The organism is Thermomonas sp., from assembly GCF_023953935.1.
Taxonomy (GTDB): Bacteria; Pseudomonadota; Gammaproteobacteria; order Xanthomonadales; family Xanthomonadaceae; genus Thermomonas.
The window spans coordinates 1-23,888 of record NZ_JAMLIW010000001.1; the positions used below are offsets into that span (position 1 = coordinate 1).

A 23,888-nucleotide genomic window follows, 5' to 3' on the forward strand; every position below is an offset into this window, starting at 1 on the left:
TAGTGCGGATTGCCGCGCAGCAGCGCCGCCATGCGCCGGCCGGCGTCCTCGATGGTCTGCAGGTCCTGCCCGCGCAGCTCGATCTCCAGCGGCGTGGAGAAGCTCAGCAGTTCGGGCCGGCTGAAATCGACCTGCGCGCTGGGCACGTCCCGCATGCTCGCGCGCAGCTTCTCGGTCTCGCGCGCTTCGACCGCCTTGCTGCCGCCGTCGGCCATGACCACGGTCAGCTTGCCGATGTTCTCGCCGCTCTCGGTCGGGTTGGCGTCCAGTCGCGTACCGGTGCCGCTGACGCCGTACAGCGTCTCGATGCCGGCGTCATTGGCGTGCTGCTCCTGCAGCCTCTGCACCAGCCGGTCGGTGTCGCGCAGCGGCGTGCCCGGCGGCAGCTTGACCGTCATCTCGAAGCGGTCCTGCGCCAGCTGCGGGATCAGGTCGGCGCCCAGCAGCGGCACCGCCATCATCGTCAGCGCGAACGCGACCGCGGCGCAACCCAGCACCAGCCAGGGACGGCGCAGCGCGTTGGGCAGCAGATTCATGTAGCCGCGCTCGGCGCGGTCGTAAGGCCTCATCGCCAGGTCGCTGGCCTTGCGCATGACCGGGCCGACGACGGCAACGATCCCGCGCCAAAGGCGAACGCACAGCCAGGAAAGCCCGAAGAAGGCACCGCGAATGCCGGCGCCGATCCCGCGACCGGTCGCGGCCGCGGGCTTCTGCCAGCGGCTCTGCGGCCGCCATGGCGGATGCGGCGCCTCTTCCGGAAACCCCATCGGCGGCCGCCCCTTCAGCGCGCTCAGCATCGGGATCAGGGTCATCGCCACCGCCAGCGAGATCGCGATCGCGATCGCCACGGTCAGCGCCTGGTCGCGGAACAGCTGGCCGGCAATGCCCTGCACGAACACCAGCGGCAGGAACACCGCGATCGTGGTCAGGGTCGAGGCCATCACCGCCATCCCGACCTCGCGGGTGCCCGCGATGGTGGCGTCGAGCACGCCCAGCCCGCGCTCACGCGCCTTGGCGATGGATTCCAGCACCACGATCGAGTCGTCGACGACGAGGCCGGTGGCCAGCGCCAGCCCGCCCAGCGACATCACGTTCAGGCTCAGATCGAGCCGGCCCATGAAGAAGAAGGTGGCGATGATCGAGACCGGCAACGACAGGCCGATCACGAAGGTGCTCCAGCCGTCGCGCAGGAACAGGAAGATGATCAGGATCGACAGCAGGCCGCCGATCACGCCGTCCACCTTGACGTCGCGCACGGCGTTGCGGATGAAGGTGGATTGATCCTCGATCACGGTCAGTTCGACGTCCCGCGGCAGGTGCTGGCGAATTTCATCGAGCCTGACCTGCAGCGCATCGGCGGTGGCCACGGTATTGGCATCGCCTTCCTTGTAGACCGCCAGCTCCACCGCCTCGCGGCCGTTCATGCGGATGATGGTTTCGCGTTCCTTGTAGCCTTGCCGCACGGTGGCCACGTCGCCCAGCCGCAGCGCCTGTCCGCCGGCGGTGGCGGAACTTCCTCCCGATTGTTGCGACAGCGCCGCCATCACGCTGGCATTGCCGCTGGCCGCCGCCACCCGCATCGCCTGCTGGGTACCGCTGGTGTCGGCCGCCGCCGCGCGCGTGGTCAGCAGCATGTTGCGGATTTCATCGACGCTGGCGAACTGGTTGACGGTGCGCACCAGGAAGCGCTGCGAACCCTGTTCCAGCCGGCCGCCGGAAATGTTGACGTTCTCCTGCTGCAGCCGCGAGATCACGCTGTCGATGCTCAGCCCGAGCTGCGCCAGCTTGTTCTGGTCGATGTCGACCTGGACTTCATCTTCAAGGCCGCCGCCGACCTTGACCGCGGCCACCCCGGCCACCGGTTCGAGCCGGCGCTTGAGATCCTCGTCGGCATAGCGTCGCAGCTCCACCAGCCGCCGCAGTTCTTCGGCGTCACTGCCGGCCTGCCTGGTGGAAAGTGCCAACCGCATGATCGGCTGGGTGGACGGATTGAAACGCAGCAGCACCGGCGGTTTGGCATCGAGCGGAAGCTGCAGCGACTCCATCTTGTCGCGCACGTCCAGGCTGGCCTGCTCCATGTCGGTGCCCCAGGCGAACTCCAGCACCACGTCGCTTTGCCCGGTGCGCGAAATGGATTTCAGCCGCCGCAGGCCCTTGACCACGCCCAGGGCCTCCTCGGCGGGCTGCGAGATCAGGGTTTCGACCTCGGCCGGCGCCGCGCCCGGAAACTCGGTGCGCACGGTCAGCGTCGGATAGCTCAAATCCGGCAGCAGGTTGACCTTCAGCCCGCCCAGCGCGATCAGGCCGAACAGCACCAGGGTGATCGTCATCATCGCCACCGTCACCCGGCGGCGGGTGGCGAACTCGACCAGGCTGAAACCGCGGGAGGGCGCGGCCAGCGGATCGTTGACCTGCCCTGGGTTCATCGGGCGTCCTGCGTGGGCGCGGCAGTCGTGGCCGCCGGTTTGGCCGGCGCCGTGGTCAGGACGTTGACCGCGCTGCCGTCACGCAGCGCCGCCTTGCCCGCCACCACCACCTGATCGCCGTCCTTCAGACCGGTGCGCACTTCCACCCAGGGGCCATCGTCATAACCCAGCTGCACCGCGGTGCGCGTCACCTTGCCGGCGCGCACGACGAAGACCGCAGGATTCCCGCCGTCATCCAGCAAGGCTTCCCGCGGGATCACCCGGGCATCGGCACGCTGGTCGTAGCGGATCCGGATCCGCCCGAACATGCCCGGCTGCAGCGCGTCATTGCCATCGAAGGCCACGATCACCCGGAAGGTGCCGCTGCCGGCATCCACCACCGGCGCCACCCGGTCCACCGTGCCGGCAAAGCTGCGCCCCGGCAATGCGTCAATCGCAAGGTCCACCGGCTGACCCGGCTTGATGGTTTCGATCTCGCGCTCGGGCACGTTCAAGGTCGCCTCCAGCCGCGAGGTATCGACCACGGTGAAGATCGGCGAGTTGATCTGGACGAAATTGCCGGGCTTGATGTCGCGGCTGGCAATCACGCCGGAGATCGGCGCTGTGACATTGCCGTAGGACAGTTCCAGCTGGGCCATGCGCAGCTGCTCGCGGGCGTTGGCCAGATCGAAGCGCAATTGGTCCACGTCGTTGGCGCTGACCATCTTCTGCTCGGCGAGCTGGACCGCGCGCCGGTAATTGGCCTCGAGCTTGCCCACTTGGGAGGACGCCTGGGCCGCCTGCAAGGTGGCGCGGTCGCGGTCGATCCGCAGCAGGGTCTGCCCGGCCTTGACGTGCTGGCCGACATCGACCAGCACCTGCAGCGCGATCCCCGACGTCTTGGCCACCACCTGCGCCTCGCCGCGCGCCTCCAGCGCCGCGGTGCCGGCATAGCTGGCTGCAATCGCGCGCCGCGCCACCGATGCAACCTCGACCGGCACGGCCTCGGGCGCAGTGTCGGTCTTGTCATCCTTGCCGGACGCGCTGGTCTGGACCTTGCAGCCGGTCAGACCGAGCACGAGCGCCATCAACGCCACCACCGCCAGCCGCGAGAGGTCGTGCGCAAAATCCTTGTCGAGCATCGAAGTCAGCCAATAACTGGTGTTGTAGTCAAGTATGTCACCTGCCCAGCAAAATCCGCATCCGCCAAAGGTCATGCCTTGATGCACGTCATTGCGTGATGGACGAAGCGTCACGCATCGCTATACTTGGGCGGTCGCGTCTCAATTCGTTCAGCGCGATCTCATTCACGGGGAAACCACCACATGTTGCGACCGTTGTCGATTGTCGCCGGCCTGGTTCTGCTGGTCGCGGCATTTTCCGTCACCGCCCAGGATCCTGCGCCGACCGCCACCCAAGCAGCACCCGCCGCTGCCCCGGCACCTGCCGCCGCCCCGGCTGCCGCCGGTCCCGGCGACGCCGCCCGCGGCAAGGCGCTGACCTACACCTGCCGCGGCTGCCACGGCCTGACCGGCTACAAGAACGCCTACCCGAGCTACCACGTGCCGAGAATCGGCGGCCAGTCGTCGACCTACCTCCGCAACGCCCTGAACGAGTACCGCAACGGCAACCGCCAACACCCGACGATGCAGGCCCAGGCGGAGAGCTTCTCCGAACAGGACATCAACGACATCGCCGCCTACCTTTCCAGCGTGAAGTGAGCCCCGCCATGAACAAGTTCGCCATGACCGTGCTCGCCGTCGCCTGTGCCCTGGCCCTGTCGGCCTGCAGCTCCTCCGGTGAATCGGGCCACGCCGTCGATGCCGGCAATGCCACCGTTCCCGCCCGCCTGCCCACCGGCAACATCGAAGCCGGCCGCAGCCTCGCCACCAAGGGCGACGGCAGCACCGCCGCCTGCGTGTCCTGCCACGGCGCCGAAGGCAACAAGCCGCTGGCCGACATGTACCCGAAGATCGGCGGCCAGTACGCCGACTACCTCGCCCACGCGCTGCAGGCCTACCGCTCCGGCGCCCGCAAGGGCGGCACCGGCGAAGTGATGGCAGCCCAGGCCAAGGGCTTGAGCGACCAGCAGATTGCCGATCTGGCCGCTTATTTCGCCAGCGTCCCGCCGCAGCTGCGCGATCTGGAAAACGCGAACTGAGCCCGGATCGACGCATGCCTCCCGCCGGGCCCACCCGCAGCTGGTGCCCAACCCGGGCCCGATCCGGTTGTGCGGTGCGTCCTGCAGATCCGCGATGGCAGCGCGCAGCCGCCTGCGTGCTTGTATGCGCCGCCTGCTGAGCGCCCTGCTGGCGGTCGGCGCCGGGTTCGGGCTGTGGTTCCTGTTCGATCGGGTTTGGGGCGCCGAGCCTTGGGATGGGGCCGGCCTCAAGTTCTACCTCCTGATCGAGGTCCTGGTCGGCGCAACCTGCACCTTGGTTGCCTACCCGCGCCGCCTGTTCGATGCCCTCCTGTGGACGGGCTTGTTCATCCTCGGCGAACTGCTGTTCATGCTGATCGACGCCAGCCGCTGGAACCTGTGGCCGCTGGCCTTGCTCGCTTTCTTGGTACTGAGCTTCCCGATCCTGTTGGGCGCAATCCCGGTGCAACTGCTGCTGAGGAAGCCCGCCCGTTGATCGCCGTCATGGCGGCGCTCGCGGCGTGAATGCACACTGCGGCGGAGCGTGTGAGGCAACCGTTGGCAACCATGGGCAGACGCATTCCCATCGACCTCAACCCGACGCGTGAAATCGTGATCGACGGCGCGCCGGTCGCGCGTGCGCTGGGCCTGGACAAGGCCGCATTTTTTCGCCTGCTCGGGCAGCGCAAGATCGACCAGCTGTGCGAGCGTGGCGTCGGCGAGGACGCCGGCCGCTTCCGCGCCAGCTTCTACCATGGCCGCAAGCGGGTGCGGGTGGTGGTGGATCACGCAGGCCGGGTGCTGGAGCCGCTGGAAATCAGCGAGCGCACGCCGGGCGGAACACCTTCCGGGGCGTGAAGGGTGCGACGGCGCGCATAACGCGACGGTTTGAATTCCGCAGCGTTGCCACAAAAACGATTCGAAAACGCTTCCTTGCCAAGCAGGGCGTTTGTTCGATAAGCACATGCCCATTCGGATTGGTCGGGCCGCCTCCGGATTTGGCATAGTCACCTCGCCTCCAGACGTTGTACCTCCATGTCCCGCCTGCTCGTGTTCCAACATGTCGCCGCCGAACCCCTGGGAACGCTGGACCCGTTGATCCGGCGTCGCGGCCACCGCATCCGCTTCAAGAATTTCGAGCGCCATCCGGACGCCCAACTCAATATCGACCGCTATCACGGGCTGGTGGTGCTGGGCGGCCCGATGAATGTCGATGAAACCCCGCAACGTGCGCACCTGCGCAGCGAGATGCAGGCCATCGAGACGATGCTCAAGCAGAGCAAGCCGGTGATGGGGATCTGCCTGGGCGCGCAGCTGCTTGCGCATGTACTGGGTGCCGCGGTGCCACGCAATCCGGTCAAGGAGATTGGCTGGTACTCGCTGCACAAGACCGCCGCGGGCAGGCAGGATCCGGTGCTGGCGCCGCTGGACGATGCCACGCCGGTGTTCCAGTGGCATGGCTGCCGCTTCGACATCCCGCGTGATGCGGTGCACCTGGCGCGCAGCAGCGACTGCGAGCAACAGGCGTTCCGCTACGGCGACAACGCCTACGGCTTCCAGTTCCATCTGGAGATGGACGAACGCCTGATCGAACGTTGGTTGGCCAATCCGGCCTACCGCGAGGAAATGCAGGAAGCCGGCCTGCCGCACGACGGCCATGCCGACCGTGAACAAGCCATCCGTGCCCACACCCGCCAGCACATCGCCAGGATGCAGGCGCAAGCCGATACCGTGTTCAGCAACTTCCTCGACCTGGTCGGCCGGCCGCAGCGCCGCCATACCCTGCCCTCGCGCGAGTGGGTGTGAACTGACACGGTTGACCTGATCGAACGCGCTTGACTGCCCGGAAGACTGCCCGGAAGACTGCTCAAAAGAAGGCCCGGCTCCGCAGGCATTGCGCCTGTCGAGAGTCGGGCCTCATCCGCCGAAGCGATTCTGCGTGTCGCCTTGCACGACGTGCAGTTTTTCTCCAGCACCGACAGGCTAGCGCAGCGAATGTTAGAAATCGGCTAAGTCAGTCGCATTCAGCTTTGCCGTTTGTCGGTTTCGCGCATTCAGTCTCCCCTCGCCCGTCGCCCCGCTCCCGTTGCCGTCACGCCCGTCCATGGCCACCAGTCACGGCCAGTCAGTGCATAGCGATCCGCAGCCTGTTCGAAACGGTTGCGCTCGCTGATCGCCCCGCCGGACAGCAGGTACAGCGGCAAGAACAACACGCCCAACACCATGTACTGATAGACGTGGGCGCGCTCGTGATCCGCCATCGAAATGAACGGTTCCTCCACCAAGCCGGCGCGACAGGCATAGGTGCGACAGGGACAAGCCAAGTCCTGGCCGGTATGCAGGATGACATTGCCCAGCGTGATCGCCCCGCCCGGTCCCCAGGGGAACTTCTGGAACACCAGCGCCAGATCATCGGAACGCAGTCGCGCATGCGCGCCGAACCCCAGCGCCACCGCACCAACCAGCAAGCCGACCAGCGACACCGGTAGCGCCCACAGCACGCCCAGCGTCAGCAGCGGGCCGCGCAGGACGGGCTGGCGCGGCAGGCGGTCCCAAGCCACGGTGGCAGCGCCTTCAGCCGCGCTTGCGCAGCCAGTCGTGGATGGTCTGCGGCACTTCGCGCTGGGCGCGGCTGGAGACGTAGATGCCGATGTGGCCGCCCTTGAACGCCAGCTCGGTGTAGTCGTCGCTGCCGACCAATCCGCGCAGCGCGCGCGAGGAATCCGGCGGCACCAGATGGTCCTGTTCGGCATAGATATTGAGCACCGGCATGTCGATGTTGCCCAGGTGCACGTCCTTGTTGCCGATCCGCGGCGGGGTTGCGCCCATGAAGCGGTTCTGCTGGAAGAACTGCTTGGAAAACTCGCGGAATGCTTCGCCGGCCTGGTCGGGTGAATCGAAGATCCACTTTTCCATCCGCAGGAAATCCTCCATCGCCCGCTGATCGTCGAGGATGTCGGCCATGCCCACGTATTTCTGCGCGAACAGGCGCCAGGGTTTGAGCATCAGGTAGGTGAAATTCATCATGTCCGCCGGCACGTTGCCGAGCGTATCCACCAGCAGGTCAACGTCGATCTCGCGATTCCAGTTCGACAGCATGTTATCCGGGGTGTGGAAATCCACCGGCGTCACCATCGTGATCAGGTTCTTGATCTTGTCCGGATGCAGGGCCGCGTAGCACAGCGAGAACGCGCCGCCCTGGCAGATGCCGAGCAGGTTGATCGAAGGCACGCCGCAGGCCTTGCGCAGGTGATCCACCGCGCCGCCGATGAAACGCTCGATGTAGTCTTCCAAGGTCAGGTAGCGATCGGAGCGGTCCGGATAGCCCCAGTCGATGACGTAGACATCCTCGCCGCGTTCCAGCAGGCCCTTGACCAGTGAGCGATCCTCCTGCAGGTCGACCATGTAGGGCCGGTTGACCAGCGCATAGCTGATCAGGATCGGCGTCTTCGCGGTTGGTGCGCGCGCGCCCTGGAAGCGGTACAGCACGACCTTGCCGTCGCGCCAGACTTCCTCGCGCGGCGTCACGCCGAAATCGACTTCGTCCATGTCATGCAAGGTGCGGATGCCGGCCATGAGCTTGCGCTGCAGGCGCGAGGCTTCCTCGGCCAGCGCGTCCGGGGTGATGTTCAGCGGTCCGTACATGTCAGCGCTTCCTTGCGGCGGGTTTGCCGCGCTTCGTCGTCGGTTTCAGCGGTTTGCGTGCAGCGGCGGGCCGGGCGGATGTGCGGGCAGGCACCGCAGCCTTCTTCGCGGCCGGTTGACTGGCGGCCCGCGTCACGGCGGATCTGACGATCTGTTTCTTCGCGGGTTTCCTTGCAGCCGGCTTGGCAGGCGGCGATTGTGCGGGCGAATCGCTGCGGCTCATTCCGCGCAGATCACGCTCCAACTGCGCAAGTCGGCGATAGGCGCCATCCAGTTCACTGCGCCCCGGCAGGCCCCAGGCCTGCGCGGCCTTCTCTGCGATCGCCTGCGCCGCGCTGCGCAGCTGCATCTGGGCATTGGCCAGTTCACCGAAAGCGTGCCGATATCCCGGCGACAGCGCCGTCTCGGCCCAGGCATCTTCCGCCGCATCGACCCAGACATCGAACAGCGCACGCACGCTGCCGATCTGGCGACCCGGCTCCTCGTGCTCGGCCAGCCTGGATTCGAAGCGTTCGAACGCGGCCTGCGAGACCTTCACCAGCAGCGCATCGTAGGCCCGCTGCGCGTCCTGCATGCGCAGCTGCGCCTTGCCCAGCGCCTGCAGCCGTTCCTGGTGTTCGCGTGTAAACCCGAACGCCGGCATCCCGAGCGCACCCAAGGTCTGCGAGCGCAACCCGTCGAGCCAAGGCGCCGCCGCGCTGCTCCACTGCGCGATGTTCTCCAAGCCCGGGCCGCGCAAGCCTTGCATCAGGCTGTCGAACGGGTGGCCGCCGGCAAAGGCGGCGCGCCACGCGGCGGCCACGTCCTGGGCGCGGTGCTCGCGGCCGGCGAACTGGGCCGCGACCTGCTGCATCTGCCCGAACCAGTCGCGGCATTGGCCCTGAAAGCGCTCCAGCAGGCCGCCGAACCCGCCCTGGCTGCCCGCCTGCCGCGCCCACAGGTTCAAGGCGTCACCCAGCCCCTGCTGGCCGACGTCGAAGCCGAGCCCGACCGAACCGTCGCGCAAGGCGTCGGCCCACAGGCCCCAATAGCGCTGCGCCAGCGCCGCCGGATCGTTTGGAATATCAGCCATGCGTCCTCCGTGTCTGCGTGAATCGTAGCAATGCGGAGGTAGTGCCGCCATCACGCGACGCGACAGGCAGTGCAGATTCACGGCTTGGGACAACGCTGATCAAGTCAGCGTTGCCTTGGCGCGATCAATAATCGCGCGACGAATGCGCGGTGGTCAGTGCGGCAAGGCCAGGTTTTCCGCCGCCAGCGGCTTGCCCAGGCGCGGCACGGTTGCGATCACCGCGCTTTCGGGCAGCGCGCCCTTGCCATCCAGATAGGCGTCGACCCGATCCAGCGCCGAATACATGTAGGGCAGCAGCGGCAGGTAGACCGCGGCCAGCTGCGGCACCGCGAGGAAGGCGTCGAAATGCTGCGTATTTTTCACCTGCCAGTAGCGCACGTCGCGCCCGGCGGCCTGCGCCATCGCCACGTACGGCAGGCTGGAGAACGCCTGCGGCACCAGCCCGTCGTCGGTGCCGTGGATCACCACCACCGGCAGCCCGGCGCGCGGCGGCGCGGCGCGGGTTTCCTCGATGCCCTTGCGCACCCGCCGGCCGTCGGCCGTGTCATCTGTCCACAGTGCGCGCAGGCAGCGCAGGCCGGTGATGCCGGCGTCCACGATCGGATGTGGATCCATGATCACCACCCCGTTGCCGGGCGGGATGCCGGAGGCGTCCGACCACAGCGGGATGCGTTGTTCCGGGGTCAGTGCGCGCGCGACCGGATACGTGATTGCGGAGTACCAATAGCCGCAGGGGTGGGCGTCAAACGGATAGCGCCCGTAGGCCGAGGCATAGGCCACACCGATGGCGCGCCAGAGGTCGTAGCTGACCGCGATCGAGCCGGCGCGGATGGCGGCATCGGTCCAGCCCGATGCGTGCAGCGCATCCAGCGCTTCCTGCTGGCGCGCTTCCGGCGTGTCCCCCTTCAGCACGCCCAAGCGCGCCAGTTCCGCGCAGCGCGCATCGCTGATCGGCAATGACGGAATGCCCAGCTTCGGCACCGCGCAGGGCATCAGCAGCGCGGCTTCGGTGGTGTAGTCGTAGAGACTGCGTGCGCCCTGGCCTTGGGCAAGGATGTTCGGCTCGCCGGCGACCACCGCATCCAGCCAGGGCTCGCTGTCCTCGGCGGCACGCAGCACCGCGCCGCCGCCGTTGGAAATGCCGACCGCGATGATGCGGGTATTTTCGAACGTGAACGGCGCCGCCTGCGGGAGCTGCGCGTTCAGTGTTTCCAGCGCGAATTCTGCCGCCTGTTTGACGTGCCGGCCCCAATCCGCCTCCGGGTTGTCCAGCGAATGCGCATGCTTGAAGGCCACCCCACGCCCCGTGGCCGGCTGCGGCGTGAACGCGAGGCCAGCCGCGGGCTTGGCCACTTGACCGGCATTGTCGTAGCCCAGGCCCGGTTCGAGGTCGAAATAGTCGGTGCCGGCGCCCTTGTCGGTATAGACCACGGCGCAGCCGCGCGGCAGGCCCCAGGCACCGGCCACCGCGATCGCGCCATAGATGCCGCGCGAACCGGACGCGGGCGCGACCAGCAGGCAGCGTTTTTGCACGTCGAACTGGTCCGGCAGCTGCAGCAGCACCCGATGCGGCTGGTGCGCCCCCGGGAGCATGGCAAACGCGCTGAACTCACGCCCCGGCACGTTGGCGACGCTGCCATAGAGCGTGCCGTAGCCGCCGCCCGGAGCAAGATCTGCGATCCCGCGCCAATTGTTCCAGACCGCGCGCCGACGCAGCTCCTGCGCGGTCGGATGGTGCAGATCGGCAAACGCCGGCGCCGCCATGTCCTGCAGACCGGGCAGGCCCAAGCCGGCGGTCAACAGATCGTCCTGGCCGCGGTGTTCGGTGCTGCGTGCGTGGCTGAACATGGTGGATTCTCCTGCGACGGCGGGAAAACCAACGGCGCTGCCCAGCAGCAAAGTGGTTATCAAGACCCTGTGTCGAATCATGCTCATGGCCTCAACCCTACTGCGATTCACGTTCGGCTTGCGTCGTACTTTCGTACCAAGAGCCGCGCCCCGGGTTCCTGCTAGCGTAGCCAACAATCGGCGGCTATGTGAAGACGGATTGGCGATGGACGGATTTTTGCAGGGGCGCAGTGCGCTGGTGACCGGCAGCACCTCGGGAATTGGGCTGGCCATCGCACGGCTGCTGGCGTCCGCAGGGACAAAGCTGGCGGTACACGGCCTGGGCGCGGAGGACCAGATCGCCGCTGCCGTTGCCGACGTGCGGGCCGAGGGCCACGGTGAGGTCCGGCATTTCGGCGGCGACTTGCGCGAAGCGGCCGCCATCGAACGACTGATGGGCGACGTGGCCGACTGGACGGGCGGGATCGACATCCTCGTCAACAACGCCGGCATCCAGCACACCGCGCCCCTGGCCGACATGCCGCCGGATAAATGGGACGCCATCCTCGCCATCAACCTGAGTTCGGCCTTCCACACCATGCGCCATGCCCTGCCGTCGATGGCCAGCCGCGGCTACGGCCGCGTCATCAACGTCGCCTCGGTGCACGGGCTGGTGGCCTCGAAGGAAAAATCCCCCTATGTCGCCAGCAAGTTCGGACTGGTGGGCATGAGCAAGGTGGCGGCGCTGGAATATGCCGCGCAGGGAAGCCGCGATTCCGGCGGCATCACCGTCAACTGCATCTGCCCGGGCTGGGTGGAAACCCCGCTGATCGAACCGCAGATCGAGGCCCATCGCAGCGGCGGCAGGCGCGAGGACGGCGTGCGCGCCCTGCTGGCGGAAAAGCAGCCCAGCCTGCGGATGTCGCTGCCCGACGAGATCGCCGCGCTGGCGGTGTTCCTGTGCCGGCGCGAGGCCCACAACCTGACCGGATCCGCAATTCCCGTGGACGGCGGCTGGACCGCGCAGTGACGCGGCGCCCCAGGATGCGTCAAAGTAGGCCGCGATGCCTTCCCTGCTGATCGCCGACGACCACCCGCTGTTCCGCGCCGCGCTCAAGCAGGCGGCGCGCGATGCGCTGGGCGAGGTCGAGTTGTTCGAAGGCGATTCGCTCGATGCCGTGCTGGCCCTGCTCGAAGCCCGGCCCCAGATCGACCTGGTCCTGCTCGATCTGCACATGCCCGGCAACCACGGTTTGGCCGGGCTCGCCGCGGTACGCGCCCAGTATCCGGGGGTGGCGGTGATTGTGGTCTCGGCCAACGACGACCCGCGGGTGGTCCGCCGCGCACTCGACCACGGCGCCGCCGGCTACCTGCCCAAGAGCGCCGGCCTGGACGATTTGCGCGACGCCATCCGCACCGTGCTGGCCTGTGACACCTGGCTACCGCCGCTGCTGCGCGCCAGCGTCGCCCGCGCCCAGAGCGCACCCGCAGACGCCGCACTCGCTTCCCGCCTGGCCAGCCTGTCACCCCAGCAATTCCGGGTGCTGACCTTGGTCGCCGACGGCCTACTCAACAAGCAGATCGCCGACCGCCTCGACATCCAGGAACGCACGGTCAAGGCCCACCTGACCGCCATCTTCGAACGACTCGGCGTACGCAACCGCACCCAGGCCAGCGTGATCCTGCGCGAACTGGAACTGACCGACCCTGCACGCCGCATAGAAGGCTGAACCACGCCACGGCGCGGATGCACCAAACCCGACCGCCGTGCGAAAATTGCGACATTCCGGAAGCGTGGCCGAGTGGTTTAAGGCACTGGTCTTGAAAACCAGCGATGGATCAAACCATCCGTGAGTTCGAATCTCACCGCTTCCGCCAATTTCTCCCGCCCACCGCGAACGTGAGTTCGACACATCGGCAGGATTGCCGATTTGGACAGCCACGGGCTGCCCCGCGCGCAGCGCGGGGTGAGGCCCAGGGACGGGCCGAATCAATCTCACCGCTTCCGCCGATCCTCCAGCGCACGCCCAGCGGCTGCATCACTCCCGCGCAAACGCCGCTACCGCCTCCATTTCGCGCGTCGCCCGCGCGAGGCTGCGACCGCTCAGGTCATCCACGATGCGCTGCCAGAACGGTGAACGCCGCTGCCGCGCCGCCACCCGCCGTGCCAGCCAGAGGCTCCACAGCATGCCGACGACGCCCACGGACAAGGTGAGCCAGAACCAGGTCGAGCCAGCGGCGAAACCGTCCACGCCACCCCACTGCCTGGCAATCGCCAGCGCCACGGGCAGCCACAGGCACCACCAAGGCAGCCCGAGCGCCAACGTGCTGCACACCTGGAACCGACGCAATTCGGAGAGCCGGCGCTGCTGTACCGTCACCGGCGCATCAAACAGGTGAATGCGGGTGGTGAGCAACAACCGGGTCGCGCACGCCCAAATTCCCGCAATTCCATACGCATGCAACACCAGCCCGATCGCGAGCCAATGCAGTTCCCCGCGATGCTGCACCCAGAACGTGGCTGCCAGCGCGGTGAACGCGATCCAGACGACCAGTTCCAGCCAACCGACGGCAAGGCTCCAGCGCAGTGCACCGCGGACGGCGTGACGACCGCGACGCGCCGATTCCGACTGCAAATGCCCTTCAATCCGCGCTTCGCAGGCTTGCAGCTGCGTCCACAGCTGTTTCATCTCATCATTGTTCATGGTCATTCTCCTGCAGGGTTGGCGGTCTCACGCCGACGACGCCGGCGCGCGGTCGGCCAGCCCGGCTCGCCAACGCTGCTTGATGCGATTGAGCTTGGTGGCCACGTTGGTGGTGCTGATCCCGAGCACCTCGGCAATCTCCGCGTAGCTGCGATCCTCAAGATGCAGCAGGATCAACGCCCGATTGAATGGATCCAGTTCCGCAATCCAGGCTTGCAGCGCCTGCATGCGATCATCCGGCAATTCGCTGGAGGGCGCCGGCAAGGTCTCGATCTGGGCGGTTTCCAGAGATTCGGTACGGGCAGGGTCGCCGCCGGCACGGCGCAGGTTCGAGATGGCCACGTTGAGGGCAATCCGATACAGCCAGGTGGAAAATTTCGCGCGGCGTTCGTCGAACTTGGGAAACGCCCGCCACAGCTGCGCCGCAATCTCCTGCACCAGGTCCGCCCGATCCTCGGCACTGCGCGCATACAGGCGCGCCACCTTGGTCACGATCCGCCGGTGTTCGCGCCACAGGGCGTCGAATTGCTGCTGGAGTCGCCCGTGATCCATGCCTGCCACCAAGGTCCGATGTCTTGATGATTCGCAGACCGGCTGAAAAAGTCACGCCCGGCAGAGGTTTCCCTGATGCCAACAAGCAAAACGGGCCCTGCGGCCCGTTCTGCTTTGCGAGGTTGTCCGCCTCAAACTGCCGCCGCGGCCTCCATCGGCTCGAACCGGCCCTGGAAGAAGCGCAGGTCCTTGGGTTCGTAGACGAAGCGCAGGCCGTGGATGGATTCGCGGCGCTGCCACAGGCGGATGATGCCGTTGGCCACTTCGCGCAGGTGGTCGTCGGAATACACGCGCCGGGCCAGGGTCAGCCGCACCAGTTCCAGCGCCGGGTGGTGGTTGCTGCCGTCGGGGTCGCGGCCGCTGGAAACATTGCCGCGCTCCATAGTGCGCACGCCGGTTTCGATGTAGATCTCGCTGGACAGGCGCTGCGCCGGGTATTCGTCCTGATCGACGTGGGGCAGGAAGCGGCGCGCATCGACGAACACCGCGTGGCTGCCGGTCGGTTCCACTACCGGCACACCGGCCTCGCGCAGCCAGCCGGCCAGCCGCTGCGCCTGGCCGACGCGGGCCTGGATATAGCGGTCGTCCACCATCTCGCGCACGCCCTGCGCCATCGCCGCCAGATCGGCCGCCGGCAGGCCGCCGTCGCGCACGCCGCCTTCGTAGATGCGCAGCTTGGCTTCGGACTTGTGCGCCCACTCGGCGTTGTCCTTGAAGGTGAGCAGGCCGCCGATGTTGATCAGGAAATCCTTCTTGCCGGACACGGTGGCGCCGTCGCCGTAGAGCATCATCTCGCGCAGGATGTCCTTGACGCGGGTGTCCTTGTAGCGCGGATCATGCGCCTGGATCATGTACGCGTTTTCCACCGCGCGGGTGGCATCGAACATCACCGCGATGCCGTGCTTGCGGGTCCAGGCATAGACCTCGCGCAGGTTGTCCATCGACACCGGCTGGCCGCCGGCCAGATTCACGCTCAGCTCGAACGAGATGTAGGCGATCTGCGCGGCGCCGTGCTGCTGCACCAGCGCTTCGAGCTTGGCCAGGTCGATGTTGCCCTTCCAGCGGAACGACGAGGTCGGGTCGTGGGCTTCGTCGACGATCACGTCGGCGAACACGCCGCCGGCGTATTCCTGATGCACCTTGGTGGTGGTGAAGTACATGTTGCCGGGCACGATCTGACCCGGGCGGATCATCACCTCGGACAGGATCTGTTCGGCGGCGCGACCCTGATGGGTCGGCAGCACGTGTTCGTAGCCGTAGACATCGCGGATCGCCGCGGCAAACTCCAGATAGGCGCTGCTGGTGGCCGGGGTCGGCAGCGCGGCCTCGTAGGCCGCCCACTGCGCGGTGGACATGGCGGTGGTGCCCGAATCGGTGAGCAGGTCGATCGCCACATCCGCCGAACGCAGCAGGAAGGTGTTCCAGCCGGCTTCGCGCATCGCCTGCAGGCGCTGCTCGCGGGTGGTGACGGCGATCGGTTCCAGGGTATGGGCCAGATACGGCTCGCAGTCGAACGCCACCGGTTCGAGATCGGCAAACACGGCGCCGAAGCGCAGTTCATCGTGCCATTGCCCATCCCGCTCCAGACTCAGCGCCGGCACCTGCTCACGCTGTCGATGCAGCGCGATCACCGCATCGGCCACCTGATCGAGCTGGCGGTTGGTCATCGCCAGCCGCGGGATCTGCAGCGGCAACAGGTGTTCGCCGCGTCCGGCCAGCCCTTGCACCAGCGCGCGCACGCCGGCGGTCTGGTAGAGCGCGCAGGCCAGCGCGTGTTCGGGGTACTGGTCAACCTGCGGCAGGAACGCGTCGGCGCGCAGGTAGGCGCCATCGCAACCGCGCTCCAGCGGCACGCCGGCAGCGCGCAGACGCGCGGTGAAGCGCTCGGTCTGCTGCATCGCCCACTGCACGGTGGGCTCGTCGCACATCTCGGCCAGGCCGCGCGCCAGCACTTCTATGGTGCGTCCGGCCATGCCGCCGTAGGTGTGCAGGCCCTCGAACACCACGATCTCGTTGATGAAGTGCTCGTGGTCGGCGGGGTTGTCGGTGGCGAGAAAACCGCCGGTGTTGGCACGCGCGTCCTGCGCACCGTCCATCAGGATGACGTGGGCGGTCTTGGCGAACTGCTTGACGATGTCGGCGATGGTGCGGTCGCCCATGCCCGGCTCGTAGCGCTGGATGTACCAGGCGTTTTCGACCACCCGCGACACATCGAGCACCAGCCGCAGGCCGTGGCGGTCGGCCAGCGCGCGGGCCGCGCGCAGGTTGCCGAGGCTGACCGGATGCTGGCCGTCGGCGAAGGCCTGGGCGCCGATGAAGGGCGGGCGGCTGGCGCCGATGCCCGCTTCCAGCGCAGCGAGGTCGAAATTGCCGGTGAACACGTCCTGGCCGTGGTCGCGCACGTCGTACAGCTCGATCCCGCGCGGCGCGTGCAGGTCCACCCGACCGCGGGCATTGCTCGGCAGGCGCTGGCCGCTTTCGGCGAACACGTGCAGCAGAATCTTCACCGAGCCGAGCGAATTGTGGGTCGGGCAGACATAGGTGTGACCAAGGACACGATTGATGTTGCCGCACAGGGTCTCGAAATTGCGCGCGCCGGCGTAGGCCTCGTCGCCAATGAACTGGCCGGCCAGCTGTTCCTGCGTCATCGCGCCGCTGCCGTAGGACACCATGTCGAAACTGACCTGCGGCGGGGTCAGATTGAACACGTTGAAGTGCGCCGCGGCGAGATTGTGCTTGCGCGCATCGATCGACGGAAACGCAATCTGACGGATGGTCTTGAACTTGTGCGGCTCGTGAACGGGAACGGGGGTGGCCATGAGGGGCTCCTGACTGGCGTGAAATCGACGCGCGGCGGGCGGACGGCGCGCCGGCATGGAAAAATTGTAGGAAGCCTTGGTCAGCCGTTTAATACGAAATTGTTGCCTTTTCCTTCATTCATGCTAAGAATCAAATACAAATTGCGGATTTCTCCTAATGTCTGAAAAACATCTCGACGCCACCGACTGGAAGCTGCTGGAATTGCTGCAAGCAGACGGGCGCACCAGCTTCGCCGCGCTCGGGCGCGCGGTCGGCATGTCCACACCCTCGGTGGCCGAGCGCGTGCGCCAGCTGGAATCGCGCGGCGTGATTCGCGGCTATCGCGCCGAAATCGACCTGGCCAAGGTCGGGCGGCCGATCCTGGCGATCGTGCGCATGAGCGTGGTCGGCGACGTGCTGCGCCGGATCACCGAAACCGTGCAGAACATGCCGGAGGTGCTGGAATGCCACCGCGGCACCGGCGCCGATTCGTTCATCGCCAAGGTGGCACTCGCCAGTGTCGAGGACCTCGAACGGCTGATCGACCGGCTCACGCCGTTTGGCACCACCTCGACCGCGATCGTGCTGTCCACGCCGGTCTCAGGCCGCACGATCACTTTGCCCGCCGCGGTGCCGCGGCCGCGCGAGCACGCGCACCACCACCGCCGTTGAGCGGTCAGGCTTCCTGCCCTAAAGCCGCGCGGCTTCCAGCAGCGGCGGCAACCGTTCGGCGAGAAAATCCAGCAACACCCGCACCGCCGGCAGCATGCCGCGGCGCGAGGCGAACACCGCGTGGGCAATCCCCTGCGGCAGGCGCCAGTCCGGCAGCACTACCTCCAGCGCACCGGCGCGCACCGCGTCCGAACACAGGATTTCCGGCAACAGGGTGATGCCGATATCGCGCTGCGCCAGCGCCAGCATCAGCGGCAGGTCGTGCCCACTCACCCGCGGCCGCAGCTCGATCCGGCGCACGTCACCGTCCGGTCCGTGCAATTCCCAGCGCTGGCGCGCTTCGTCCTCGTTCGAACACAGGGTGACATGCCCGTCCAGTTCTTCGGGCGTGCGCGGGCGGCCGGCGCGATCGAGGTAGCGCGGGCTGGCCACCAGCAGTTCCTGGATCTGGCCGAAGCTGCGCATCACCAGGCTGCCGTCATCGTCCAGCCGGCTGCGCACGCGGATCGCCACGTCCACGCCCTCGTTGATGACATCGACGCGGCGGTTGCTGACGATCAGTTGCAGACGCACTTCCGGGTAGTTCGCCATGAACTCCGGCAGGATCTTGGGAAACTGCAACTGCGCCATCGACACCGGCACGCTGACCCGCACCACCCCGCGCGGCTCGGCGCTCAGGCGATCCACCACCTCGCGCGCCGCCTGCGCTTCGGCCAGCATCGATTGAGCGTGCCGATGCACGCTCATGCCGACGTCCGTCACCGCGAACCGCCGGGTTGAACGCTGCAACAGCCGCACGCCCAGCTCGGCCTCCAGCGCGGTCACGCGGCGGCTCAAACGCGATTTCGGGATCCCCAGCGCCCGCGCCGCCGGCGCAAAGCCGCCGTGATCGACGACCGCTGCGAAGTACGAAAGATCATTGAGATTTTGCATCCACGCAGTCTGATTGACGGAACGATGAACGGGATTCGACCACGATATGTTGCAAAAACGCAACGTACTGAGGTCACGGCGAGGCCCGCTTGCTGTTGATTTCGCGCGGTCGTGCTGTGTGACCGATGGCGCTCATGCCCCCTCTGATATTGGCTTGCAGCCGGCATCTCCTATTGATCTCGCGCGGTCGTGCTGCTGTGACAGTTGCCGCTCATGTCCCCCGATGTTGGCCATTGGCCAACATCTCCTCCTTGACTTCGCGTCAACGGTCGCGGCAGCACGCCCTGCTGGTGTACTGGCAGCGCTTGCCGAATAGCAGAAAGGCCGGGACGGCGGCCCTTGGACGCGAAATCAAGGGGGAGGCGTCGTCCGCAGGACGATGCCGGAGGACATTCGCGTCCAAGGGCCGGCGGCACGGCCTTGCCATAGATACCACCACGGCCACCGCCAAACGATATTGGCGATCAAGAGTCGTCGGCCAGAACACATCAGGGAACCTCGGAAAACCTCATTTATCTCACCGGAGCCCGCATCAAGCATCTCCAAGCCGTTGAGTAAAAAAACAATGGATTGGACAAACATTCGTTTGTCAGAAGCGGCCCGCTTGCGCGGGAATGACGAGCAAAAATCCAGATTCTCGTGGTTCCCATCATGAACGTATCGAATCACCTGTCCGCAAACGCCCCCGAACTGCGCATCCCTTCAATAGCCCCGTTCCATCCAAAGGATCCCGACCATGCGCACTGCCCTGCTCGTCCCCGCGATCTCTGCCTGCCTGCTGCTGGCCGCCTGCGGAAAAACCCCGAACGCCGCGCCCACGCCCGCCCCGAGCACGACGCCGAGCACAGCGCCAAGTGCAACACCGGATGCCGCCGAAGCCCCGACCGCTGCAGAGGACGCAAAGCCCGCATCCGAGTCGGGGTTCGATTCACTCGACGCCAAGCCCGCATCGGGCTTCGACATCGACGCCGTGCGCCAGCGCATCGAGATCGCCAACATGACCTTCGGCGACCGCTACCGCAAGGACGATGCCTCGTGGTACGCCAGCCGCTACACCAAGGACGCCTGCGTGATGCCCGCCAACGAGACCACCATCTGCGGCCTCGATGCGATTCGCGGCTATTTCTACTACGGCGGCGCCAACCGCGACATCGACATCTCGGTCAAGGCCATCGACGTCTATGGCAGCGCCGACGCGGTGATCGAGGAAGGCAATTACGACATCCCCAACCCCAAGGGCGGCTACTTCGATCGCGGCAAGTTCATCGCCATCTGGAAACTGGATGGCGAAGGCTGGAAGGTCTACCGCGAGATCTGGACCAGCAGCATGCCCGCATCCGGCAAGCGGTAACTGCCTCAGACAATCCGCGTGGCACCGCCCATGTAAGGCCGCAGCACCTCCGGAACGTCGATGCTGCCATCGGCGTTCTGGTAGTTCTCCATCACCGCGATCAGGGCGCGCCCCACCGCCACGCCCGAACCGTTGAGCGTGTGCACCAACTCGGGCTTGCCGGTCGCGGGGCTGCGCCAGCGCGCCTGCATCCGGCGCGCCTGGAAGTCGCCGCAGTTGGAGCAGGAGGAAATCTCGCGATAGGTCTGCTGCGACGGCAGCCAGACCTCCAGATCGAAGGTCTTGGTCGCGCCAAAGCCCATGTCGCCGCTGCACAGCAGCATCCGGCGGTACGGCAGGCCGAGTTGTTCCAGCACGGTTTCGGCGCAGCGGGTCATCCGCTCGTGCTCGGCGTCGGAGTCCTCGGGCTTGGTGATGCTCACCAGTTCCACCTTCTCGAACTGGTGCTGGCGGATCATGCCGCGGGTATCGCGCCCGGCCGCACCGGCTTCGGCGCGGAAGCACAGCGAGTGCGCGGTCATCCGCAGCGGCAGCCGCTCGCCGTCCAGGATTTCGTCGCGGGCGATATTGGTCAGCGGCACTTCGCTGGTCGGGATCAGGTAGCGCTTGTGCTCGCCCAGCTGGGTCGAGAACAAGTCTTCCTCGAACTTCGGCAACTGCCCGGTGCCGCGCATCGAATCGGCGTTGACCAGCAGCGGCACGTTGGTCTCCTCGTAGCCGTGCGCGCCGCTGTGCAGGTCCAGCATGAACTGCGCCAGCGCCCGGTGCAGGCGCGCCAGCTGACCGCGCAGCACGGTGAAACGCGAGCCGGACAGCTTGGCCGCAGTCTCGCCGTCCAGCCAGCCATGGCGCGCGCCAAGTTCGACGTGATCTTTCACTTCGAAGTCGAAATCTCGCGGCGTACCCCAGCGCTGCTGCTCGACATTGCCGGTCTCGTCGCTGCCAGCCGGCACCGAGGCATCGGGCAGATTGGGGATGCCCAGCGCGATCGCTTCCAGCTCGCCGCGAATGTGATCCAACTTGATTTCCGACGCCTTCAGCTCTTCGCCGAAGCCGGCCACTTCCGCCATCACCGCCGCCACGTCCTCGCCCTTCGCTTTGAGCATGCCGATCTGCTTGCTGCGGGTGTTGCGCAGGTTCTGCAATTCCTGGGTACGCACCTGGATGCGCTTGCGGTCGGCTTCCAGTGTTTCCAGACGAGTCACGTCGAGGTCGAAGCCGCGCGTGGCGCGCAGGCGTTGGGCGAGTTCAGGGGCTTGGTTGCGGAGCAGTGCAGGATCGAGCATTGCAGTCAGGGATCGCATGGAAAGACGGTCATTATCGCCGAGGCAGGTCGCCTGCGTGCAGCGGGTGCGTGACCGTGCCACTCCCGCCCTCGGCTTGTGCGAAAATCCGGCCATGTCCGAACTCGACGCTCCGCCCGCCGCCCCGAAACGGTGGAGCCTGCCCAGATTGCTCGCGCTGGCCTTCGCGGCCGGCTTGGTGCTGTTCGTGTTCGTCTGGCTGTCCTCCCGCCACGACTACGATTTCTATACCCCGGGTGATCCGGCCACCGCGCAGGATCCGAACGCCACCCTGCCCGCCCCGATCGCCCCGGATCTCGCCGACGGCAACAGCGCCAGCGGCCTGCGCGTCGATGCCGCGCCCAGCGCCGCAACGCCACAGCCCACCGACGCCCCCGGCATCGTCCAACGGCCGGCCGCGCCCGTCGCAACACCGGTGCCCGCGCCGGATCCGAACACTATCGCCAGCGACCGCGCCACCCCGATCCCGCTCACCCACCAGCCACCGCGCTATCCGGCAGTGGAACAGCGGCGTGGCATCGGCGGCATCGTCTGGGTGCAGATCCACGTCGCCACCGACGGCAGCGTCGAAAGCAACGACATCGCCACCAGTAGCGGCAGCCGCAACCTCGACCGCGCCGCCCTCGAAGCCACCCGCCGCTGGACCTTCCAGCCCGCCACCCGCAACGGCCAACCCATCGCCACCGACGTGGTGGTGCCGATCGAGTTCAGGGCGCGGTGAGGGGTCCAATTCACGAACCCGTTGCTGCCCCTCAAGGGTGAATGGCGAATTGTCCCTGACACCTTTTCCTGCACTGCTGTCCTATTGCTTATTACGCAATATATTGCTTATAATGCAATATGACCGACGCGACCATCATCATCGACAGCAAGGTGGTCATGGGTCGCTGGATCGTGCAGCGCAAGGTCTGGCTTCTGTCTGAAGCCACCGACGAGCGCCCGCACGGTCTGAAATTCCGGCTGTATTGCGGGGACAGATCCGATTGTTTGGTGCGCTACGACAACGAAACCGGCAAGGGCGATCATCGTCACTACGGCGAACACGAGGAGCCGTATGCCTTCACCACTCTGGAAGCCTTGTTGGAGGACTTCCAGGCCGACATCATCCGACTGACCCAGGAGGCACCATGAAAGCCATCATCGAAATCGCCAACAACCAGGACATGCACCGCCGCGCCGTCGCTGCTGCCCGCGCCTTGGCGGCTGGCAAGCTCGATTCTGCGGACTTTCGCATCGGCTTCGAGAGCGCAGCTCAAGTATTTGCCGAACTCACCGCCGAACGCCTGCGCACGCTGGAAACGCTGCGCCGCGAAGGCCCGCAGAGCATCTACGGGCTGGCGGCGGTCCTGGGGCGCAACTACAGCAACGTGCATGGCGATGTGCAGCGGCTGATGGCCTTGGGGCTGGTGGAGCGCGACGGCCCCAAGGTGCGGGCACCGTTCGACGAGCTGGAAATCCATGTTCCGTTGGGCGCGAAGGCGGCCTGACACGCCCGCCTGCATACGCGTCCACGCCACCGCCGACGGGGTGTGTCGATCGAGTTCAGGGCGCGGTGACAGTTGCGCGCAGGGCGCGCCTCAAAAACAATCCAGATCCCGCGCCACGATCACCGGGCCCTTGTAGCCGCCGGCGCGGATGGCGGCCAGCAGTTCGGCGTCGTCATCGCCGTGGCGGACGATGTGGTGCAGCACCAGCCGCTTGGGTTTGGCCATTGCGGCGATCACGCCCAGTTCAATGTCGGAGGTGTGGAAGTCGCCCATGTAGGTGGGCCAGACTTCGCCGCCGATGCGCAGCTCTGGCAGGGCTTGGGTGTGCGGATAGACCTCGTGGACGAGGGTATCCACGCCGCGGCTGGCTTCGACGATTGCCTCTGTCGGGCGAGTATCGCCGGAAATCACGATGGAGCGATCCGGGGTGTCGATGCGGAAGCCGTAGGCGTGCTTCCAGCAGCCGTGTTCAACCGGGATGGCGGTCACTTTCACGCCGTCCTTGTCGTAGATGACGCCGGTATCGAATTCGTGCACGGCGACCTTGTAGCCGGTGGTGGTCTGCCGCTCCAGGCCTTCGATGCGCACGTGGATGTCCTCGTCCCAGGCGGCGAGGATGTGTTTGGTCATCTTCTTCAGGCCACGCGGCCCGTAGGCCTGCAATTTGTCGCGCCGGCCCATCACCCAGGTGGTCAGGATCAGATCGGGGTAGCCGAGGGTGTGGTCGCTGTGCAGATGGGTGAGGAACACCGCCTCCGGTCCGCGAATCGACAGCCCCGCCGCCGCCATCCGCCGCATCACCCCGGCACCGGCGTCGAACAGGAACACGCGGCCGTCGTACACCACCGCCGTGGCCGGCCCGAAGCAGGCCGGATCCGGGCGCGGCATGCCGGTGCCCAGCATCACCAAGGTGGTCGCGCCTGGCTTGCGCGCCGCAGCGCGCTTGAGGGCGGCGGCGCGATATTTGTCGATGGATGGCTTCGATGGCATCGACAG

The 23,888-nt window shown here is 66.6% G+C and carries 24 protein-coding genes and 1 tRNA gene; 13 read left to right on the forward strand and 12 right to left on the reverse strand.

Annotated elements, in window-relative coordinates:
* Both M9902_RS00005 and M9902_RS00010 read right to left on the reverse strand, forming a co-directional pair.
* The coding region (locus M9902_RS00005; protein ID WP_297220170.1) for an efflux RND transporter permease subunit at window positions 1–2,426 on the reverse strand (2,426 nt) is incomplete at its 3' end.
* Window positions 2,423–3,493, reverse strand: a complete 1,071-nt coding sequence (locus M9902_RS00010; RefSeq protein WP_297220972.1) for an efflux RND transporter periplasmic adaptor subunit — start codon at window positions 3,491–3,493, stop codon at window positions 2,423–2,425. The genes M9902_RS00010 and M9902_RS00005, both read right to left, overlap by 4 nt.
* Before the next feature lie 237 nt (window positions 3,494–3,730).
* Between M9902_RS00010 and M9902_RS00015 the strand changes: the two genes are divergently transcribed.
* From M9902_RS00015 to M9902_RS00035, 5 genes are all read left to right on the forward strand, one after another.
* On the forward strand, window positions 3,731–4,126 hold the full coding sequence (locus M9902_RS00015) for a c-type cytochrome (RefSeq protein ID WP_297220171.1): 396 nt from the start codon (window positions 3,731–3,733) through the stop codon (window positions 4,124–4,126).
* Complete coding sequence (locus tag M9902_RS00020; RefSeq protein WP_297220174.1) at window positions 4,123–4,566, forward strand: cytochrome c; 444 nt, start codon at window positions 4,123–4,125, stop codon at window positions 4,564–4,566. The genes M9902_RS00015 and M9902_RS00020 overlap by 4 nt, the downstream gene beginning before the upstream one ends.
* A 124-nt stretch (window positions 4,567–4,690) precedes the next feature.
* The gene (locus M9902_RS00025; protein ID WP_297220176.1) at window positions 4,691–5,041 is read left to right on the forward strand and encodes a hypothetical protein; all 351 of its coding nucleotides are present in this window, start codon (window positions 4,691–4,693) and stop codon (window positions 5,039–5,041) included.
* 71 nt (window positions 5,042–5,112) lie between these two features.
* Window positions 5,113–5,403, forward strand: coding sequence for a DUF6522 family protein (locus M9902_RS00030; RefSeq protein WP_297220178.1), 291 nt, complete (start codon window positions 5,113–5,115; stop codon window positions 5,401–5,403).
* 177 nt (window positions 5,404–5,580) lie between these two features.
* Window positions 5,581–6,351 (forward strand): gamma-glutamyl-gamma-aminobutyrate hydrolase family protein, encoded by a 771-nt coding sequence (locus tag M9902_RS00035; RefSeq protein WP_297220180.1) that lies wholly within the window; start codon window positions 5,581–5,583, stop codon window positions 6,349–6,351.
* Window positions 6,352–6,599: 248 nt separating this feature from the next.
* Here M9902_RS00035 and M9902_RS00040 read toward each other — a convergent pair whose 3' ends face one another.
* The 4 genes from M9902_RS00040 to M9902_RS00055 all read right to left on the reverse strand — a co-directional run bounded on the left by M9902_RS00040 (window position 6,600) and on the right by M9902_RS00055 (window position 11,110).
* A complete protein-coding gene (locus M9902_RS00040) occupies window positions 6,600–7,106 on the reverse strand; it encodes a hypothetical protein (protein WP_297220181.1) in 507 nt (168 codons plus the stop codon).
* Between the two features lie 13 nt (window positions 7,107–7,119).
* Window positions 7,120–8,190: a class III poly(R)-hydroxyalkanoic acid synthase subunit PhaC gene (locus M9902_RS00045; RefSeq protein ID WP_297220183.1), complete on the reverse strand. Its 1,071-nt coding sequence runs from the start codon at window positions 8,188–8,190 to the stop codon at window positions 7,120–7,122.
* 1 nt (window position 8,191) lies between these two features.
* Window positions 8,192–9,262: a class III poly(R)-hydroxyalkanoic acid synthase subunit PhaE gene (phaE, locus tag M9902_RS00050; RefSeq protein WP_297220185.1), complete on the reverse strand. Its 1,071-nt coding sequence runs from the start codon at window positions 9,260–9,262 to the stop codon at window positions 8,192–8,194.
* Window positions 9,263–9,415: 153 nt separating this feature from the next.
* Entirely contained in the window at window positions 9,416–11,110 is a 1,695-nt protein-coding gene (locus M9902_RS00055; protein ID WP_297220187.1) for a 3-hydroxybutyrate oligomer hydrolase family protein, read from the reverse strand.
* Between the two features lie 205 nt (window positions 11,111–11,315).
* On the opposite strand from M9902_RS00055, the gene M9902_RS00060 reads away from it, so the two are divergent.
* The 3 genes from M9902_RS00060 (at window position 11,316) to M9902_RS00070 (ending at window position 12,967) form a co-directional block, all read left to right on the forward strand.
* On the forward strand, window positions 11,316–12,119 hold the full coding sequence (locus M9902_RS00060) for a 3-hydroxybutyrate dehydrogenase (RefSeq protein ID WP_297220189.1): 804 nt from the start codon (window positions 11,316–11,318) through the stop codon (window positions 12,117–12,119).
* 34 nt (window positions 12,120–12,153) lie between these two features.
* The gene (locus M9902_RS00065) at window positions 12,154–12,819 is read left to right on the forward strand and encodes a response regulator transcription factor (protein ID WP_297220191.1); all 666 of its coding nucleotides are present in this window, start codon (window positions 12,154–12,156) and stop codon (window positions 12,817–12,819) included.
* A 58-nt stretch (window positions 12,820–12,877) separates the two neighbouring features.
* Window positions 12,878–12,967: transfer RNA gene (locus tag M9902_RS00070), tRNA-Ser, on the forward strand.
* A gap of 161 nt (window positions 12,968–13,128) precedes the next feature.
* Here the strand turns inward: M9902_RS00070 and M9902_RS00075 are convergent.
* The 3 genes from M9902_RS00075 to M9902_RS00085 all read right to left on the reverse strand — a co-directional run bounded on the left by M9902_RS00075 (window position 13,129) and on the right by M9902_RS00085 (window position 17,165).
* Window positions 13,129–13,794, reverse strand: coding sequence for a hypothetical protein (locus M9902_RS00075; protein ID WP_297220194.1), 666 nt, complete (start codon window positions 13,792–13,794; stop codon window positions 13,129–13,131).
* Window positions 13,795–13,821: 27 nt separating this feature from the next.
* Entirely contained in the window at window positions 13,822–14,346 is a 525-nt protein-coding gene (locus M9902_RS00080) for a sigma-70 family RNA polymerase sigma factor (protein ID WP_297220196.1), read from the reverse strand.
* A 131-nt stretch (window positions 14,347–14,477) separates the two neighbouring features.
* Entirely contained in the window at window positions 14,478–17,165 is a 2,688-nt protein-coding gene (locus M9902_RS00085; protein ID WP_297220198.1) for a tryptophanase, read from the reverse strand.
* A gap of 157 nt (window positions 17,166–17,322) precedes the next feature.
* Between M9902_RS00085 and M9902_RS00090 the strand changes: the two genes are divergently transcribed.
* Entirely contained in the window at window positions 17,323–17,817 is a 495-nt protein-coding gene (locus M9902_RS00090) for an Lrp/AsnC family transcriptional regulator (RefSeq protein WP_297170869.1), read from the forward strand.
* A gap of 18 nt (window positions 17,818–17,835) precedes the next feature.
* Here M9902_RS00090 and M9902_RS00095 read toward each other — a convergent pair whose 3' ends face one another.
* Entirely contained in the window at window positions 17,836–18,750 is a 915-nt protein-coding gene (locus tag M9902_RS00095) for a LysR family transcriptional regulator (protein ID WP_297220201.1), read from the reverse strand.
* A 736-nt stretch (window positions 18,751–19,486) separates the two neighbouring features.
* Here M9902_RS00095 and M9902_RS00100 point away from each other — a divergent pair.
* The gene (locus M9902_RS00100) at window positions 19,487–20,101 is read left to right on the forward strand and encodes a DUF4440 domain-containing protein (protein ID WP_297220203.1); all 615 of its coding nucleotides are present in this window, start codon (window positions 19,487–19,489) and stop codon (window positions 20,099–20,101) included.
* Between the two features lie 5 nt (window positions 20,102–20,106).
* On the opposite strand, the gene serS is transcribed toward M9902_RS00100, so the two are convergent.
* Entirely contained in the window at window positions 20,107–21,387 is a 1,281-nt protein-coding gene (gene serS, locus M9902_RS00105) for a serine--tRNA ligase (protein ID WP_297220973.1), read from the reverse strand.
* A 112-nt stretch (window positions 21,388–21,499) separates the two neighbouring features.
* Here serS and M9902_RS00110 point away from each other — a divergent pair, with 112 nt between their 5' ends.
* The 3 genes from M9902_RS00110 (at window position 21,500) to M9902_RS00120 (ending at window position 22,892) form a co-directional block, all read left to right on the forward strand.
* Window positions 21,500–22,126, forward strand: coding sequence for a TonB family protein (locus M9902_RS00110; RefSeq protein ID WP_297220205.1), 627 nt, complete (start codon window positions 21,500–21,502; stop codon window positions 22,124–22,126).
* Window positions 22,127–22,245: 119 nt separating this feature from the next.
* The gene (locus M9902_RS00115; protein ID WP_297220207.1) at window positions 22,246–22,536 is read left to right on the forward strand and encodes a DUF6516 family protein; all 291 of its coding nucleotides are present in this window, start codon (window positions 22,246–22,248) and stop codon (window positions 22,534–22,536) included.
* Window positions 22,533–22,892, forward strand: coding sequence for a hypothetical protein (locus M9902_RS00120; RefSeq protein ID WP_297220209.1), 360 nt, complete (start codon window positions 22,533–22,535; stop codon window positions 22,890–22,892). Before M9902_RS00115 ends, M9902_RS00120 begins: the two co-directional genes overlap by 4 nt.
* 90 nt (window positions 22,893–22,982) lie before the next feature.
* On the opposite strand, the gene M9902_RS00125 is transcribed toward M9902_RS00120, so the two are convergent.
* Window positions 22,983–23,882, reverse strand: a complete 900-nt coding sequence (locus M9902_RS00125; RefSeq protein WP_297220211.1) for an MBL fold metallo-hydrolase — start codon at window positions 23,880–23,882, stop codon at window positions 22,983–22,985.
* Between the last annotated feature and the right edge of the window lie 6 nt (window positions 23,883–23,888).

What these genes read in the sequence shown, in the direction of transcription:
- M9902_RS00010 (WP_297220972.1), bottom strand. Translation starts at nt 3,493, where the DNA reads ATGGCGCTCGTGCTCGGTCTGACCGGCTGCAAGGTCCAGACCAGCGCG.
- M9902_RS00015 (WP_297220171.1), top strand. Translation starts at nt 3,731, where the DNA reads ATGTTGCGACCGTTGTCGATTGTCGCCGGCCTGGTTCTGCTGGTCGCG.
- M9902_RS00025 (WP_297220176.1), top strand. Translation starts at nt 4,691, where the DNA reads ATGCGCCGCCTGCTGAGCGCCCTGCTGGCGGTCGGCGCCGGGTTCGGG.
- M9902_RS00030 (WP_297220178.1), top strand. Translation starts at nt 5,113, where the DNA reads ATGGGCAGACGCATTCCCATCGACCTCAACCCGACGCGTGAAATCGTG.
- M9902_RS00035 (WP_297220180.1), top strand. Translation starts at nt 5,581, where the DNA reads ATGTCCCGCCTGCTCGTGTTCCAACATGTCGCCGCCGAACCCCTGGGA.
- M9902_RS00045 (WP_297220183.1), bottom strand. Translation starts at nt 8,190, where the DNA reads ATGTACGGACCGCTGAACATCACCCCGGACGCGCTGGCCGAGGAAGCC.
- phaE (WP_297220185.1), bottom strand. Translation starts at nt 9,262, where the DNA reads ATGGCTGATATTCCAAACGATCCGGCGGCGCTGGCGCAGCGCTATTGG.
- M9902_RS00055 (WP_297220187.1), bottom strand. Translation starts at nt 11,110, where the DNA reads ATGTTCAGCCACGCACGCAGCACCGAACACCGCGGCCAGGACGATCTG.
- M9902_RS00060 (WP_297220189.1), top strand. Translation starts at nt 11,316, where the DNA reads ATGGACGGATTTTTGCAGGGGCGCAGTGCGCTGGTGACCGGCAGCACC.
- M9902_RS00065 (WP_297220191.1), top strand. Translation starts at nt 12,154, where the DNA reads ATGCCTTCCCTGCTGATCGCCGACGACCACCCGCTGTTCCGCGCCGCG.
- M9902_RS00075 (WP_297220194.1), bottom strand. Translation starts at nt 13,794, where the DNA reads ATGAACAATGATGAGATGAAACAGCTGTGGACGCAGCTGCAAGCCTGC.
- M9902_RS00080 (WP_297220196.1), bottom strand. Translation starts at nt 14,346, where the DNA reads ATGGATCACGGGCGACTCCAGCAGCAATTCGACGCCCTGTGGCGCGAA.
- M9902_RS00085 (WP_297220198.1), bottom strand. Translation starts at nt 17,165, where the DNA reads ATGGCCACCCCCGTTCCCGTTCACGAGCCGCACAAGTTCAAGACCATC.
- M9902_RS00090 (WP_297170869.1), top strand. Translation starts at nt 17,323, where the DNA reads ATGTCTGAAAAACATCTCGACGCCACCGACTGGAAGCTGCTGGAATTG.
- M9902_RS00095 (WP_297220201.1), bottom strand. Translation starts at nt 18,750, where the DNA reads ATGCAAAATCTCAATGATCTTTCGTACTTCGCAGCGGTCGTCGATCAC.
- M9902_RS00100 (WP_297220203.1), top strand. Translation starts at nt 19,487, where the DNA reads ATGCGCACTGCCCTGCTCGTCCCCGCGATCTCTGCCTGCCTGCTGCTG.
- serS (WP_297220973.1), bottom strand. Translation starts at nt 21,387, where the DNA reads ATGCTCGATCCTGCACTGCTCCGCAACCAAGCCCCTGAACTCGCCCAA.
- M9902_RS00110 (WP_297220205.1), top strand. Translation starts at nt 21,500, where the DNA reads ATGTCCGAACTCGACGCTCCGCCCGCCGCCCCGAAACGGTGGAGCCTG.
- M9902_RS00115 (WP_297220207.1), top strand. Translation starts at nt 22,246, where the DNA reads ATGACCGACGCGACCATCATCATCGACAGCAAGGTGGTCATGGGTCGC.
- M9902_RS00120 (WP_297220209.1), top strand. Translation starts at nt 22,533, where the DNA reads ATGAAAGCCATCATCGAAATCGCCAACAACCAGGACATGCACCGCCGC.
- M9902_RS00125 (WP_297220211.1), bottom strand. Translation starts at nt 23,882, where the DNA reads ATGCCATCGAAGCCATCCATCGACAAATATCGCGCCGCCGCCCTCAAG.